Genomic DNA, 15,780 nt, shown 5'->3' with positions numbered 1-15,780 from the left:
GCACCCCCGACCGATGCTGACCGCCCTCGCCCTCGCGCTGCTCGCCGCCTCCCCCGCCGACACGGCCTGGGGGAGCATCCGCGGCACCGTGCAGAGCGAGCCCAGCGGCCTCCCCGTGCCCCTGGCCGTGGTGGAGGTGCAGAGCGGCCCCCGCACCTTCTCCGTCACCGCCGACAGCAACGGCGCCTACCTGCTCGCCCACGTCCCCGCCGGGCGGCAGACCTTCCGCGTGCGCCACCTGGAGCACGAGCCGGTCCAGATGGAGGTGCTGGTCCCCGCGCGGGGCGAGATGGTCCTGGTCGTCTCGCTGCGCTACCGCCCCCTCACCGTCGACACCGTGGTCGCCAGCGCCGGGGGCAGGCTGGCCGGCGGCGGCTCCGAGCCCGCCTCGCGCGGCGAGGCCGCCATCACCGACTTCCCGGCCATGGAGGGGAGCGGCGTGGGGGCGGGGCTCCCCGGCGGCGGGGGCGGCGCCCCGCCCGGCGGCGGGGGCGAGCCGGGCGACGTGCTCTTCGTGCGCGGCGCCGCCGCCGACCTCAAGCTGGTGCTGCTGGACGGCGCCCCCGTGTACGCCCCCTTCCACATGGGCGGGCTCATCGAGAGCTTCGACCCCGGCCTCCTCTCCGGCGCGCGGCTCTACCTGGGCGGCGCGCCCGCCCGCTACGACGGCGGGATCAGCTACGTGCTGGACCTCTCCACCAGGAGCGCCGCCCCCGGGCGCCACACCGCCCGCGGCGCCGTGGACATGGTCTCCGCCCGCGGCTCGCTGGAGGGGCCGGTGTGGAAGGGCGCCAGCTACCTGGTGGCCGGGCGCACCGTGCACGGCACCAGCCTGGCCACCGTGGGCGACCAGCCCTTCCCCTACGAGTTCGCCGACGCGCTGGCCCGCCTGGACGTGGACCTGGGCGGCGGGGTGAGCGTGGCCGCCACCGGCTTCCACAACGGCGAGGGGGTGCGCCTGGACACCGTCCCCGCGCGGGAGAACTTCGCCCGCTGGAGCACCGGGGCCGGCTCCGTGCGGCTCCGGAGCCCCGTGCTGGGGAAGGACGGCGTGGTGACGCTGGCCGTGGCCGACTTCGACGCCTGGCTCCCCGAGGGCACCGGCGCGAGCGCGCTCCTCCTGGAGGCGCACACCCGGCGCACCCGCATGGCGGTGGACCTCTCCAGCCAGCTGGGCGACCTGCGGCTCGCCTACGGCTACTCGTACGACCGCCAGGAGGTGCGCCACCGCGCCCGCGAGGCCGCGGCCGGCGAGCGGACGCTGCTGGAGACGCGCTCCAGCGGCACCGCGGGCGGGTGGTACGTCGAGGGGCACTGGCAGGCGGCGCGGCGCTGGGTGGTGCGCGGAGGGGTGCGGAGCGACATGTTCTCGGGCGGGCCCTTCCTCACCTTCTCGCCGCGGGCCTCGCTCACCTGGCTGGTGAGCGACCGCGCCGCGCTCACCCTGGCGGGGGGCAGGTACCACCAGTACGTGCGGGTGCGGCACCAGTTCCCCTTCGACATCGGCGTCCCCAGCCTGGCCGACTCCCTGGGGCTGGCCACCGACCTGGCCGTGGCCGGCGCCGACCACCTCTCGCTCGCGCTCGACCAGGAGCTGGCCGAGGGGGTGCGGCTGGGGCTGGAGGGGTACTTCAAGCGCTTCGACAACGTCCCCCACCCCGAGCAGGTGGGCACCTACGCCTCGGGGGTCGACGTGTGGGTGCGGCGCGGCGTCGGCAGCCTGAACGGCTGGCTGGGGTACTCGCTGGCCTGGCACTGGTCCGAGGCGAGCCGCGAGGAGGGCGAGCGCTTCGCGGGGCGGCAGATCCTCTCCGCGGGCCTCGGCGGCGGGCTGGGGCGCGGCGGGCGCTTCCAGCTGCGCCTGGCGTACGGCGCGGGGCTGCCGTACACCTCGGTGGGCGTGGTGCCCGACGCCAACACCCTTCCTACCGCCCCCGGCGGGCTCACCAGCGGCGAGGCCGACACCCCGCCGGTGGACGTCTCCGACGGCGCCCCGCTCTCGGCGCTGGCCCCCGCGCCGTTCCTGCGCATCGACGCCGAGGTGTCGCGCACCTGGACCCCGCGCCTGGCCGCGCGCGAGACGGAGGTGACGCCGTACTTCCGGCTGATGAACGCGCTGGACCGGCGCGACGCGCTCTTCTACCGCTACACCCCCCGCAGCCGCGACGGCGCCCGCCCGATCGCCACGCTGCCGATCGTCCCCGTCGCGGGCGTCTCCTGGAAGTTCTGATCTTCCGTCGATCGCGTTTTCTCGGCAGCAACAGCAACTGCGAACTGCGGATCCGGGCGTGTCCCTCCGCTGCGCTCCGGGCCGGGCTGCGCGCGCGGTAGGGCACGATACGACCGTGCCCAACCGCGCCGGGCCACCGCCGCGACGATACCCCGTGTCGCGGCGGCGTCCCGGCCCTGTCGGGCGCGCATCCCTCACGCAAAATCGACGCGGGCACCGCGCTGGAAGGCGGATGAATCCGCGGCTACAACGACAGAAAGCCTCGCAAACCCCGCGAGGCTTCAACCGCGCACCCCAATTCGCCCTGTCCCTGGTTTCGTCGCGCGAAGCACCGAAGTCCCTCCCCTGAAGTTCGGGGGAGGGACAGGCGCGCCAGGCGCCAGGGCGGGGGCCGCCTGCCGCCGCGCCGAAGCCCGTCGAAGCGCGCGAGCCCCAACGCACTCACGCACTCACGCACTCACGCACTTCCGCACTTCCGCACTTCCGTACTTCCGTACTTCCGTACTTTCGTACCTCGTACTCCGTACTCTCGCCCCTCCCCCGCCGATGAATTACATTGCCCGCCCCTGATTCCAGGCCAGGCAACCCGAGTCCCTGAAGGCTAGATGAGCACCACCGCCCCCCTCCCCCCGGCCGCCGCCCCCGCGCAGGGCGCGGTGACCGTGGACGAGCTCTGCCGGCACCTGGGCGCGCTGGGCCGCGCCGACGGCGCGCTGCTCTGCGACTTCGCCCGCATCTTCTTCGGCAAGGTCCCCCGGCAGCTCCTGGAGGAGCGCTCCGTGGAGGAACTGGGCGCCATGACGCTGGGCGCCTGGGAGTTCCTCCAGCGCGCCCGCCCCGACCGCGTGAACGTCGAGCTCGCCGACCCGCGCGAGGAGGGGTGGCACGCCCCCGTCACCGTGGTCCGCACCGAGGTGGGCGACCGGCCCTTCATCGTCGACACCATCCGCGAGTACCTGAAGGGCGAGGAGATCCCGATCCTCCACTACGTCTACCCCGTGCTGCGGGTGGACCGCGACGCCGAGGGGCGCATCGCCGCCGTGGGCGCGGGCGCGCGCGGCGACCAGCTGGAGGCGCTCAGCCACGCCGAGATCCCCCACATCGCCCGCCCCGAGCGCGCCGAGGAGGTCCGCCGCGAGATCCAGCGCCGCCTCACCGACGTGGTGGAGGCCACCCGCGACTTCCGCGCGATGCTCGACGCGCTCGACCGCGTCTCGGCCCAGGTGGCGGGCTACGTGCGCCGCTTCCCCGAGCACGCCCGCGAGTACGGCGAGTACCTGGAGTTCCTGGGCTGGCTGCGCGACGGCAACTTCGTCTTCCTGGGCTTCCGCTCGTACGACATCTCCGGCGAGGGCGAGGAGGCGGCGGTGGCCGTGGAGCCCGGCTCCGGGCTCGGCATCCTGGCCGAGGAGGAGAAGTCGCAGTTCCACGCGCCCAGGCCTCTCTCCCAGTACCCCGCCGACTTCCGCGAGCGGGTGCTGCACGGGCCGCTGCTCCTGGTCTCCAAGGCCAACCGCGAGTCCACCGTGCACCGGCGCGCCCGCATGGACTACGTGGGGGTCAAGAAGCTCGACGAGTCGGGGCGCGTGGTGGGCGAGTGGCGCTTCCTGGGGCTCTTCACCTCGCAGGCGTACGCGCAGAACCCCGCCGACATCCCCATCCTCCGCCACAAGCTGCGCCGCATCCTGTCCGAGAGCGGCGCCCGTCCCGGCTCGCACGACTGGAAGGAGATCGTCTCCATCCTCCAGCTGATGCCCAAGGACGAGCTCTTCCAGGCCACCACCGAGCAGCTGCAGGTCGAGGTGCAGGCCGCCCTCAACGCCATCTTCGGCGACGACGTGGCGGTGACGCTGCGCCCCGACCCGATCCGCGGCGAGACCGCGGTGATGGTGATCCTGCCGCGCGGCCGCTACAGCGAGGAGGTCCGCCGCCAGGTGGGCGACATGCTCTCGCGCCGCGTGGGCGGCGCGGTGCGCGACTTCTACCTGGCCATGGGCGCCGGCAACCAGGCGCGCGTGCACTTCTACCTGGCCGCGGCCGACGGCGCCGCCGCGGGCGACGAGGTGGCCGGCGCCGAGCGCGACCTGGAGCGCGAGGTGGCGCTCCTCATCCGCTCGTGGGAAGACCGGCTGGAGGAGGCGCTCGCCGGGGCGGTGGACGACGGCGCCGAGGCGCGGCGGCTGGCCCGCCTCTACGGCGGCGCCTTCGGCGAGGACTACCGCGCCGCCAACACCCCCGCGGCCGCGCTGCAGGACGTGCTGCACCTGGAGGCCATGCGCCGCGGCGGCGGGCGCGAGGCGCTGCACTTCCGGGCGCCGCTGGAGGGCGAGCCCGTCCCGGCCGGGGCCACCGTGCTCAAGCTCTTCCTGGAAGGCGAGCGGCTGGTGCTCTCCGACTTCATGCCGCTCCTGGAAGACCACGGGGTGCGGGTGGTGGAGGTCGACACCTTCCTTCTCGCGGCGCGCGAGCTGCCGCCGCTCATGGTCTACTCGTTCTACGTGCAGACCCGCGCCGGCGAGCCGATCCCCCCCGCCCACCACGACGCCCAGGCCGAGAGCCTGCTGGCCTCCCGCGCCGGCCAGGCCCAGCGCGACCCCTACAACGCCCTGGTGCTGGCCGCCGGGATGCGCTGGCGCGAGGTGGACCTGGTGCGCACCTACGCCAACTACGCCTCGCAGATCGGCGCCGTGCCGTCGCGCCTCTCGCCGGTGCGCGCCTTCCTGGCCTACCCCGGGGTGGCCCGGCTGCTGCTGGACCTCTTCCACGCCCGCCTCTCACCCGAGAAGCGGACGCCCAAGGCCGAGCTGGAGGCGCTCCGGCGCGAGCTGCTGAGCCAGCTGGAGCGCGTGGGCTCGCTGGCCGACGACCGGGCGCTCCGGCGGATCGGCAACCTGATCGAGGCCACCGTCCGCACCAATTACTTCCGCCACGGCGGCGCGGACCCCACGGCCACCAGCGGCGGCGTCCCCTACCTCTCCATCAAGGTGCGCAACGCCGACGTCGAGGAGCTCAAGCGCACGCGCCTCCTCTACGAGGTCTACGTGCACTCCGCGCGGATGGAGGGGGTGCACCTGCGCGCCGCCCCCGTCTCCCGCGGCGGGATCCGCTGGTCGGACCGGCACGAGGACTTCCGCACCGAGGTGCTGGGGCTGGTCCTCACGCAGGTGGTCAAGAACGCAACAATAGTCCCCTCGGGCTCCAAGGGCGGCTTCATCACCAAGCGCACCTTCCCCGAGCGCGACGCCCAGATGGAGGAGGCGCGCCAGCAGTACATGACGCTCATGCGCGGGCTGCTGGACGTCACCGACAACCTGGTGGACGGGAAGGTGGTGCCCCCGCCGCGGGTGGTGCGCCACGACGGCGACGACCCGTACCTGGTGGTGGCGGCCGACAAGGGGACGGCGCACCTCTCCGACACCGCCAACGCCGTGGCGGCCGAGTACGGCTTCTGGCTGGGCGACGCCTTCGCCAGCGGCGGCTCGCAGGGCTACGACCACAAGCGCGAGGGGATCACCGCCAAGGGCGGCTGGGAGTGCGTCAGGCGCCACTTCCGCGAGCTGGGGAAGGACATCCAGACCGAGCCCTTCACCGTGGCGGGGATCGGCGACATGAGCGGCGACGTCTTCGGCAACGGGATGCTGCTCTCGGAGCAGATCCGCCTGATCGCCGCCTTCGACCACCGCCACGTGTTCATCGACCCCGACCCCGACCCGGCGCGCTCCTTCGCCGAGCGGAAGCGGATGTTCGGCCTGGCGCGGTCCAGCTGGGACGACTACGACCGCGCGGCGCTCTCGCCGGGCGCCATGATCGTCCCGCGCGCCTCGAAGGAGGTCGAGGTGACGCCCCAGGCCCGCGCGGCGCTGGGGCTCCCCGACGACGTGGAGCGCCTGGACGGCGAGGGGCTGGTGCGCGCGGTGCTGAAGGCGCCGGTGGAGCTGCTCTGGAACGGAGGGATCGGCACCTACGTGAAGGACGCCGAGGAGACGCACGGCGACGTGGGCGACACCTCCAACGACCCCGTGCGCGTGGACGCCCAGGAGCTGCGCTGCCGGGTGGTCGGCGAGGGCGGCAACCTGGGCTTCACCCAGCGGGGCCGCATCTCCTTCGCGCTCGCCGGGGGGAAGATCAACACCGACGCGCTCGACAACTCGGCGGGCGTGGACATGTCGGACCACGAGGTGAACCTCAAGATCCTGCTGGGGAGCGTGGTGCAGTCCGGCGGGATGACGGTCGAGGGGCGCAACGAGCTGCTGGCCTCGATGACCGACGAGGTGTCGCGGCTGGTGCTGAAGAACAACTTCCACCAGTCGCTCGCCGTCTCGCTCGACGAGTATCGCTCGCGCGAGGCGCTGGACGACTTCACCGCGCTCATCCAGGCGCTCTCCCGCGACGGGCGGCTGGACCCCGGGGAGGAGGGGATCCCCGGCGCGGACGAGCTGCGCGTGCGCGCCGCCGAGCGCAGGGGCCTCACCCGGCCGACGCTCTGCGTGCTGCTGGCGCACTCCAAGCTGGTCGCCAAGGCGGCGCTCCTGGCCTCCGACGTCCCCGACGACCCGGCGATGGAGCCGTACCTGGTCGGCTACTTCCCCCCCGACGCCGTGGCGGCGGTGGGCGGGGAGCGGCTGCGCGCGCACCGGCTGCGGCGCGAGATCGTCACCACCGAGCTGGTGAACGACCTGGTGAACCTGATGGGCTCCTCCTTCCTGCACCGCCTGGCGCGCGACACGGGGCGGCCGATCCCCGACGTGGTGCGCGCCTGGCTGGTGGCCGGCCGCGTGGCCGGCGCCGCCGAGCTGCGCGCCGAGCTGGCCGAGGCCGAGGGGACGCGCCCGCAGGAGGTGATCTACCGCTGGCTCGCCGGCCTGGCCCGCGCGCTGGCGGCCACCACGCACTGGCTGCTGGCCAACGCGCCCGCGGGGGCGGAGACGGGGGCGCTGATCGAGGAGGTGCGCGCCGGGCTCGCCACGCTGCGCGGCGGCTTCACCCGGTTCGTGGCCGGCGAGGACCGCACCCTGTTCGAGGAGCGGCTGAAGGAGATCCAGGCGCTGGGGGTGGAGCGCACCATGGGCGAGCGGCTGATCACGCTGCGCTTCCTCCCGCAGCTCCTGGAGATCGTGCACGTGGCCCGCGCGGCCGGCGCCGAGGAGGTGCGCACGGCGAAGGCGTTCTACGCCGTCTCCGACCGCCTGGCCACGGCGCGGCTGCGCGAGGCGCTGCGCGCGGCCGCGGGGGCCGACCCCTGGGGGCGGCGCTACGCCGGGGCGCTGGAAGAGGACGTGACCGCCGCCCAGCGCGCCGTGGTGGCCGCGGTGCTCGGCCAGGGCGAGGAGCCCGGCCGCGCGCTCGGGCACCTGGAGCAGGCGCACGCGGCCGTCTTCCGCGCCTACCGCGACGCCCTGGCCGAGCTGCGCGGCGACCTGCCGCTGGCGGCGTACGCGCTGGGCGTGCGCGCGCTGCAGGAGGTCGCCCGCGCCGTCGCCGCCTGATCCCCGCCCTCGAGCGATCGTTCGAGGGCCGGGTCCGAGGGAGTCTCACACGGAGTCAACGGAGTTAACGGAGGGTTTCCTCTGTTGACTCCGTTTACTCCGTTTCCTCCGTGTGAGGCTATCGGGTTGTTGATCCGGACCGGGATGGAACGATCAAAAGCATTCCCGAACGATCTTCGACGACGTAAGTTGTCTGTTTTTCGTCCCCGGGAGAGCGCCCGGGGCCGACCGCCGGTTCACCCCTCGCCTGCGCCGGGGCGGCCCGTCCGCCGCCTCGCGGCCCACCCGCCGGAGCCGCCGTGTCCGAGCTGAACCGCTTCCTGGTCTCCACCTACCTGGCACAGGCCGCCGGGGCGCTGCTGCTGGCGGCGCTCCTCTACGGCTTTCACCGCTACTACGCGCGGCGCTACCTGCTGCACTGGGCGCTCTCCTGGCTGGGGGTGACGGCGTTCCTGGCCGCCAGCGTCGCCTCGGTGGCGCTGCTGGGCGGCTACCCGGCCGGGCACCCGCTGCGCCTGGCCGTCACCTTCGCCGGGGCGCTGGGCGGCTACCTGCAGATCGTGTGGCTGCTGGCCGGCACCTACGAGGTGGCGCGCCGCACCGTGGTGCGCCGGCGCGTGCTGCTGGCGGCGGCCGCCCTGGCCGCGGCGCTGGCGGCCGTCACCTCCTTCGCCTTCCTGGGCGACGAGCTGGGGCCGCTGCGCCAGTTCACCCGCGTGGGGATCCGCACCCTCCTGGTGGGGCTCGCCTTCCTGGTGGGCGCCGCCGGGGTGTGGCCGCCGCGGTCCGACGAGGCGCGCACCGGGCGCAAGGTGGTGGCGGCCGGCTTCTTCCTCTTCGGGCTGGAGCACCTGCAGTACTTCGCCATCGGGGCCCTGACGCTGGTGGGCGAGCCCACGCCCTGGTACGGGAGCTACCTGGGGCTGGTGGACCTCTTCCTGGGGTGGATCATCGGGCTGGGGATGGTGATGTGCCTGCTGGAGGAGGAGCGCGCGGCGGTGGTGCGCGCCGCCCGCCACGCCGAGCACCAGGCGTACCACGACGCGCTCACGGGGCTCCCCAACCGGCGGCTCCTGGAAGACCGGCTGGCGGTGGCGCTGGCGGCGGCGCGGCGCGAGGGCGAGCGGGTGGGGATCATGTTCCTGGACCTGGACCACTTCAAGGTGGTCAACGACTCGCTGGGCCACCCCACCGGCGACCGGCTGCTCTGCGACGTGGGCGAGCGCATCCGCACGGCGGTGCGCGGGGGCGACACCCTGGCGCGCCTGGGCGGCGACGAGTTCACCCTGCTCCTGCCGCGGCTGCGCCGCCCCGACGACGCCGAGCGGGTGGCGCGCAAGATCGTAGACGCGCTGCGCGGCCCCTACGAGGTGGATGGGCAGGAGGTGTTCGTGACCGCCAGCGTGGGCGTGGCCGTGGCCCCCGACGACGGCGCCGACGCCGAGACGCTGATCCGCCACGCCGACATCGCCATGTACCGCGCGAAGGAGGCCGGGCGCGACGCCATCAAGTTCTTCGCCCCCGAGATGAACGAGCGCCTCCGCGACCGGCTGGAGCTGGAGCGGACGCTGCGGCGGGCGCTGGCGCAGGAGCAGCTCCGGCTGCACTACCAGCCGGTGCTGGAGGTGGCGAGCGGTCGGGTGATCGCGGTGGAGGCGCTGGTGCGCTGGCAGCACCCCGAGCGGGGGCTGCTCCTGCCGGGCGACTTCCTGGAGGTGGCCGAGGCCACGGGGCTGATCGCCGACGTGGGCGCCTGGGTGCTGGCCGAGGCGTGCGCGCAGGCCCGCCGCTGGAGCGCCGAGGGGCACGCCCACCTCTCGGTGCTGGTGAACCTCTCGGCGCGGCAGTTCCTGAAGACCGACATGGTGGAGGAGGTGCGCTCGGTGCTGGCCGAGACGGGGCTGCGCCCGGAGCGGCTGGAGCTGGAGATCACCGAGAGCCTGGCCATGCGCGACGCGGCGGCCACGGCGGCGGCGCTGCGCGAGCTGAAGGCGCTGGGGGTGCGCATCTCCATCGACGACTTCGGCACCGGGTGGAGCTCGCTGGACTACCTGCGCCGCTTCCCGATCGACACGCTCAAGATCGACCGCGCCTTCATCGCCGACGTGGACGCCGACCACGGCGGGGCCACCATCGCCTCGGCGATCATCGCCATGGGGCACCGGCTGGGGATGCGGGTGATCGCCGAGGGGGTGGAGCGCCCCGCGCAGCTCGATTTCCTGCGGGCCCAGCGCTGCGACGCCGCCCAGGGCTTCCTCTTCGCCCGCCCCGCGCCGGCGGAGGAGATCGGCGCGATGCTGCGCAAGGCGGTGCGCGCGCCGCAGCTCGCGGGGTAATGGGCGGAGACGAGGCGTAGGGGCGAGGCCCGCCTCGACTGTGCCGGCGTCCACGCGGAGATTGCTTCGAAGCGCCACGCCTGCGTGCAGTCCGCGCAGGCGGACTTTGTGCTGTTGTAGCCCCCGGTTTCAACCGGGGTGCTGTTTCGACCGGAGATGCGATTTCACGGGTCAGGAGATGCCGATCGCGACCATCAACCCCGCCACCGGGGAGACGCTGGAGACCTTCGAGCCGCTCACCAACGCGCAGGTGGAGGAGAAGCTCGCCCGCGCCGACAAGGCGTTCCGCGCGCACCGCGGGACCTCGTGGGACCAGCGGCGCGAGTGGATGCGCCGCGCCGCCGAGATCCTGGAGGCGGAGAAGCAGGAGCTCGGGCGGCTGATGACGACGGAGATGGGGAAGACGCTCAAATCGGCCGTGGCCGAGGCGGAGAAGTGCGCCTGGGCGTGCCGCTACTACGTGGACCACGCCGAGCGCTTCCTGGCCGACGAGACGGTGGAGACCGGCGCGGCGCGGAGCCTGGTCCGCTACCAGCCGATCGGGCCGGTGCTGGCGGTGATGCCGTGGAACTTCCCGTTCTGGCAGGTCTTCCGCTTCGCCGCGCCCGCGCTGATGGCGGGCAACGTGGGGCTCCTCAAGCACGCCTCCAACGTCCCCCGCTGCGCCCTGGCCATCGAGGACGTCTTCCGCCGCGCGGGCTTCCCCGAGGGCGTGTTCCAGACGCTGCTGGTGGGCGTGGACGCCGTCGCGCGCATCCTGGACGACCCCCGGGTGAAGGCGGCCACGCTCACCGGGAGCACGCCGGCCGGGAGCAGCGTGGCCGAGCGCGCGGGGAAGCGGCTCAAGAAGACGGTGCTGGAGCTGGGCGGGAGCGACCCCTTCATCGTGATGCCGAGCGCGGACCTCGCCGCGGCGGCCAAGACGGCGGCGAAGGCGCGCACCATCAACAACGGCCAGAGCTGCATCGCCGCCAAGCGCTTCATCGTGCACGAGGCGGTGGCCGACGAGTTCACCGCCGCCTTCGTCCGCGAGATGGAGGCGCTGAAGGTGGGCGATCCGATGCAGGAGACGACCGACCTGGGGCCGCTGGCGACGGAGTCGATCCGCGGCGAGGTGGACGAGCAGGTGCGGAAGAGCGTCGAGAAGGGCGCCCGCGTGCTGTCGGGAGGGGAGGTGCCGGACGGGCGCGGCTGGTACTACCCGCCGACGATCCTCGCCGACATCCCCGAGGACTCGCCCGCATACACCGAGGAGGTGTTCGGCCCCGTGGCGCTCCTCTTCCGCGTCCCCGACGCCGCCGCGGCGGTGCGCCTGGCAAACGACTCGCAGTTCGGCCTGGGGAGCGCCGTCTGGACGCGCGACCGGGACGAGGCGCGGCGCTTCACCGACGAGATCGAGGCGGGGATGGTGTTCGTGAACGCGATGGTGGCCTCCGACCCGCGGCTCCCCTTCGGCGGCGTGAAGCAGTCCGGCTACGGCCGCGAGCTCGGCGAGTTCGGCATCCGCGAGTTCGTCAACATCAAGACCGTGTGGATCGAGGAGACCGGCCCGGCGGAGCACCCGGCGGCGGAGTAAGCCGAAAGAACTGCTTATCTCACGCAGAGTCAGCGGAGTCAGCAGAGAAAAACACGCTCGGCGACGAGTTCTCTGCTGACTCTGCTGCTCTGCGTGAGTCCAATCTGTTGAATTTCTACGCCGCGTGCTTCACGTCGTGGCGGATGCGCTCGACGAACGCCTCCTCGCTCTCCCCCCGGTCCGGCTCCACCACGCCGTTGCGTCGCAGGACCTCGATGATCTCCGCGTCGCTCATCCCGAACGCCACCTCCAGCGTCCGCAGGCTCACCCCGTCGCGGTACATCGAGCAGATCGACTGCTCGCGCGACTCGCTCGACTCGCTGCTCATCCACGCACCTCCTGCTCCTGGCCGTCGAATCCTTTTTCGGATTCCCCGCTTCAGAATGCGTGCCAATCCATTGATACAAACCGTTGTAAATGCATGGCTTATGTGCAATTTGCCAGAAGTGCCGACCAGGCTGCATTCGCGGCAATCCCTTTGTCAATTTGACCGGCTCCGGACGGCACACCCGTTGCCTTTGCGCGGGACGCCGGCCGCGGGGTGCGGCCGGCCGGGGAAAAACCCGTGGTTGTCTTGCTCACAAAGGAGGGAACCATGGCCATTTCGTTCTACTCGCCCACCACGGACCTCGTCGGCCGGATGTTCGAGGACTTCATGGCGCCGCTGGCGATGAACGGCCGCGCCGGCGCGCTGCTGCGGGCGCCCGACGCCGACGTGATGGAGACCGAGGACGCCATCCGCGTCACGGTGGAGCTCCCGGGGCTGCGCGCCGAAGACCTGGGCGTGGACCTCGAGGGCAACGTGCTGACCATCAGCGGCGAGAAGCGCCAGGAGCGCACCGAGGGCCGCGAGCGCGACACCTGGCACCTGGCCGAGCGCCGCTGGGGCCGCTTCAGCCGCTCGTTCCTGCTCCCGGGCGACATGGAGCACGACCGCATCTCCGCGAGCTTCGAGAACGGCGTGCTGAGCGTGACCATCCCCAAGAGCGAGAAGGCGCGCCGCCGCCGCATCGAGATCGCCGGCGGCGCGGCCGACGCCTCGCGCCAGGTGTCCTCGGGCTCCGGCGAGAACGCCTGATCCAGAACGGCGGGGCCGGGCAGGCAGCCCGGCCCCCTGTTCGTTCTCCTTCCGCGGACCCCACCCGTCTTCCGCGTGCCTCGCGGACGCCGTCCGCCGCGATCCGCCGTCACACCGTTCAGCCGCCGTCCAGCACGAACCTTTTCAACGACGCCCGTTTGCGCTACGTTGCGCCGACACACGCCCTCGGGGACCCCCTGCCGAGTGGACCATGCCCGAACGCCGCCGCCACCCCGCGCCGACGCCGTCCGCTGCTGTCCCGCCCAGCCCCGACGAGCTCTACCGCCTGCTCGTCGAGAACGTCACCGACTACGCCATCCTGATGCTCTCCCCCGAAGGGCGCGTGGTCACCTGGACCGAGGGCGCCGGGCGGATGCTGGGGTGGGACGAGGCCGAGGTGGTTGGCTCCCCGATCTCCGTCTTCTATCCCCCCGAAGACGTGGAGGCCGGCGCCCCCGAGCGCGACCTGCGGATCGCCGCGGCGCAGGGGCGGTGCGAGGCGGTGGCCTGGCGCGTCCGGCGCGACGGCACCCGGCTGTGGGCCAGCGTGGTGCTCAGCGCCGTGGTCGACGACGAGGGGCGGATGGTGGGGTTCGGGCAGATCATGCGCGACCTCACCGAGCGCAAGGAGGCCGCCGAGCGCTACGAGGAGAGCCGCCAGCGCTACCGCTCGCTCTTCGAGCACAACCCCCACGCCGTCTGCTCGTTCGACCTGGACGGGAGCCTCCGCACCGCCAACCCCGCCGCCGAGGCGCTCACCGGCTACGCCGCCGATGACCTGGCCGGCACCCCCTTCTGGACGCTGGTGGCCATCGACGACCGCGCCCGCGCCCAGGTTCTCTTCGCCGCGGCCGCCCGCGGCGAGGCCCAGCTGGCCGAGACGGCCTTGAGCGACAACCTGGGCCGCCGCGTGGAGCTGAGCCTGCGGCTGGTGCCGATCGTGGTGGGCGGCGGCATCCACGGCGTCTACTGCATCGCCGAAGACATCACCGAGCGCAAGCGCGCCGAGGCCGAGCGCGAGACCCTGCTCCTGCGCGAGCGCGTGGCCCGCGCCGAGGCCGAGGCCGCCAACGCCGCCAAGAGCGACTTCCTGGCCGTGGTCACCCACGAACTGAAGACCCCGCTCAACGTGATCACCGGCTTCGCCGACATGCTGCGCGACGGCGACGCCGGCCCCGTCACCGACGAGCAGCGGCACTGCCTGGACCGCGTCCGCGCCGGGGCCCGCCAGCTCCTGGGGATGATCGACGACGTGCTGGCCTACTCCCGCACCGACGTGCACGCCGAGCCCGCGCGGCTGGAGCGCGTGGACCTGCGGGCGCTGCTGGCCGAGGCCGCCGCCCAGGTGGAGCCCGCCGCGCGCGAGAAGGGCGTCTCCCTGGTGGTGGAGCCCGGCGCCCCCTGCCCGGCCGACACCGACCCCCGCCGCCTGCGCGAGGTGCTGGCGCGCCTGCTGGGCAACGCCGTCAAGTTCACCGAGCGCGGCCAGGTGTGCGCCGCCGTCCGCCGCGAGCCGGGCGCCTTCGCCCTCACCGTGGCCGACACCGGCATCGGCATCCTCCCCGAGCACCTGGAGAAGGTGTGGGAGCCGTTCTGGCAGGCCGAGCACCCGCTGGTGCGCCGCGCCGGCGGCACCGGGCTGGGGCTCTCCGTCGCCCGCCGCCTGGCCCAGCTCCTGGGCGGCGACGTCGAGGCCGAGAGCGTCCCGGGGGAGGGGAGCACGTTCACGGTGCGGCTGCCGGCGGTCAGGGATGGATAGTGCGAAGTGCGAAGTGCGAAGTGCGAAGTGCGAAGTGCGAAGTGCGAAGTGCCGGTTCCGCCGCGCGGAAGCTCGCCCTGGCGATGAGTTCTCCCTCTCCCGCGCAGCGGGGGAGGACCGGGGAGGGCCCCCCCGCAGCCGCGCCGATGCCCGTCGAACGCGCCGAGCGGTAGCATGCGACCCATCGGCCGCCGCAGGCCCGATGGGCGCGTTCGGAGCGAAGTTCGTGCGAACGCTTGACATCCGGGGTCTGAGGCGCGAATCTCAATGCCTCGCGTGTTTCCGGCGGGCGGCTGCTCCGCCGGACCGTCCGTCCCCGTTTGCTCCCCCGCCTCGTCTCCCGAGGCTCGTTTCGCACCTCCCCTGCATTCCGAGGTTGCCATGAAGTTCCAGTCCCCGCGACTCCGCCGCTCGCTCGGCGCCGCCGGCGCCACGGCGGGCCTCCTCGTCCTCGCGGCCTGCTTCGGCGGCGGCGACAAGGGCGGCGACGACGTGGCCGCCCGGCCCGAGGACGTCGACCGCGACGCCCCGGCCACCGTCACCGAGCGCGAGCAGAACGCCTTCCGCGCCCCCGCCGACAGCTCGGTCACGCCGCAGCAGGTGGAGGCGTACATCAAGACCAGCCTCACCCAGTTCGACCTCATCCGCAGCGAGGCGCCCAAGATCCACGAGCGCGTCGCCGAGATGGAGAAGCGCGGCAAGGACGGCGGCCTGATCTCCGGGCTGCGCAACGCCGCCGCCGGGGGCCAGCTCATGATGCAGACCGCCGACCTCATCGGCGGCAGCTTCGTGCGCTCCGCCCGCGCGCTGGGCTACAACCCCGCCGAGATGGAGTACGTGCGCGAGCGCATGGGCGAGGTCAGCGGCTTCCTGATCTCCAAGCCGATGCTCGAGCAGCAGGGGAGCATGGCGCAGACCATCCGCCAGCAGGCCGAGGCCATGCGCGGCCAGCCCGGCTTCGACGAGGCGCAGATCCAGCAGATGCTCCAGTCGGCCGACGAGATGGAGAAGAGCGCGAAGGAGAACGGGGGCGTCGCCCGCGCCACCCTGGCCAACTACGAGGTGCTGCGCCGGTTCCGCCCGAACGTCACCGACCAGATGTGGCTGAGCGTCGGCATCTCCGGCGGCGCCGGCGGGCTGCTGGGGCTCAGCGGCCTCGGCGACCCGAACGACGCCGAGGCCCAGAAGAAGCTCGACGAGTTCCGCAACGTCTTCACCGACGCGCTCGCCAACAAGGTCACGCCCGGCATGGAGCCCACTCCCGCTCCCGCCTCCAACTGACCGCCGCCTCGCCCGAGGCGAACGAGAAGCGGCC

The 15,780-nt window shown here is 73.2% G+C and carries 8 protein-coding genes; 7 read left to right on the top strand and 1 reads right to left on the bottom strand.

The window, feature by feature from the left end; all coding sequences use genetic code 11:
- Positions 1 to 13: 13 nt before the first annotated feature.
- The 4 genes from VF746_08090 to VF746_08075 all read left to right on the top strand — a co-directional run bounded on the left by VF746_08090 (position 14) and on the right by VF746_08075 (position 11,628).
- Positions 14 to 2,230, top strand: a complete 2,217-nt coding sequence (locus VF746_08090) for a carboxypeptidase regulatory-like domain-containing protein (protein HEX8692361.1) — start codon at positions 14 to 16, stop codon at positions 2,228 to 2,230.
- Positions 2,231 to 2,835: 605 nt separating this feature from the next.
- On the top strand, positions 2,836 to 7,716 hold the full coding sequence (locus VF746_08085; protein ID HEX8692360.1) for an NAD-glutamate dehydrogenase domain-containing protein: 4,881 nt from the start codon (positions 2,836 to 2,838) through the stop codon (positions 7,714 to 7,716).
- 299 nt (positions 7,717 to 8,015) lie between these two features.
- Complete coding sequence (locus VF746_08080) at positions 8,016 to 10,052, top strand: EAL domain-containing protein (protein ID HEX8692359.1); 2,037 nt, start codon at positions 8,016 to 8,018, stop codon at positions 10,050 to 10,052.
- Positions 10,053 to 10,230: 178 nt separating this feature from the next.
- Positions 10,231 to 11,628 carry an NADP-dependent succinic semialdehyde dehydrogenase gene (locus VF746_08075; protein HEX8692358.1) on the top strand — a complete coding sequence of 466 codons (1,398 nt, stop codon included), beginning with the start codon at positions 10,231 to 10,233 and terminating at the stop codon, positions 11,626 to 11,628.
- 115 nt (positions 11,629 to 11,743) lie between these two features.
- Here VF746_08075 and VF746_08070 read toward each other — a convergent pair whose 3' ends face one another.
- Positions 11,744 to 11,956, bottom strand: coding sequence for a hypothetical protein (locus VF746_08070; protein HEX8692357.1), 213 nt, complete (start codon positions 11,954 to 11,956; stop codon positions 11,744 to 11,746).
- Positions 11,957 to 12,223: 267 nt separating this feature from the next.
- On the opposite strand from VF746_08070, the gene VF746_08065 reads away from it, so the two are divergent.
- The 3 genes from VF746_08065 (at position 12,224) to VF746_08055 (ending at position 15,746) form a co-directional block, all read left to right on the top strand.
- Positions 12,224 to 12,706, top strand: coding sequence for an Hsp20/alpha crystallin family protein (locus tag VF746_08065; GenBank protein HEX8692356.1), 483 nt, complete (start codon positions 12,224 to 12,226; stop codon positions 12,704 to 12,706).
- 211 nt (positions 12,707 to 12,917) lie between these two features.
- Positions 12,918 to 14,465 carry a PAS domain S-box protein gene (locus tag VF746_08060; GenBank protein HEX8692355.1) on the top strand — a complete coding sequence of 516 codons (1,548 nt, stop codon included), beginning with the start codon at positions 12,918 to 12,920 and terminating at the stop codon, positions 14,463 to 14,465.
- Between the two features lie 381 nt (positions 14,466 to 14,846).
- Positions 14,847 to 15,746 (top strand): hypothetical protein, encoded by a 900-nt coding sequence (locus tag VF746_08055; protein HEX8692354.1) that lies wholly within the window; start codon positions 14,847 to 14,849, stop codon positions 15,744 to 15,746.
- The last annotated feature ends 34 nt before the right edge of the window (positions 15,747 to 15,780 follow it).

Origin of the sequence: Longimicrobium sp. (genome assembly GCA_036389795.1) — a bacterium.
In the GTDB taxonomy this organism is placed as follows: Bacteria; Gemmatimonadota; Gemmatimonadetes; order Longimicrobiales; family Longimicrobiaceae; genus Longimicrobium.
This window is presented reverse-complemented; position numbering and strand designations above follow the sequence as displayed.

Coding starts and splice junctions, on each gene's coding strand:
- VF746_08075 (HEX8692358.1), top strand. CDS start 10,231: ATGCCGATCGCGACCATCAACCCCGCCACCGGGGAGACGCTGGAGACC.
- VF746_08055 (HEX8692354.1), top strand. CDS start 14,847: ATGAAGTTCCAGTCCCCGCGACTCCGCCGCTCGCTCGGCGCCGCCGGC.
- VF746_08090 (HEX8692361.1), top strand. CDS start 14: ATGCTGACCGCCCTCGCCCTCGCGCTGCTCGCCGCCTCCCCCGCCGAC.
- VF746_08085 (HEX8692360.1), top strand. CDS start 2,836: ATGAGCACCACCGCCCCCCTCCCCCCGGCCGCCGCCCCCGCGCAGGGC.
- VF746_08065 (HEX8692356.1), top strand. CDS start 12,224: ATGGCCATTTCGTTCTACTCGCCCACCACGGACCTCGTCGGCCGGATG.
- VF746_08060 (HEX8692355.1), top strand. CDS start 12,918: ATGCCCGAACGCCGCCGCCACCCCGCGCCGACGCCGTCCGCTGCTGTC.
- VF746_08070 (HEX8692357.1), bottom strand. CDS start 11,956: ATGAGCAGCGAGTCGAGCGAGTCGCGCGAGCAGTCGATCTGCTCGATG.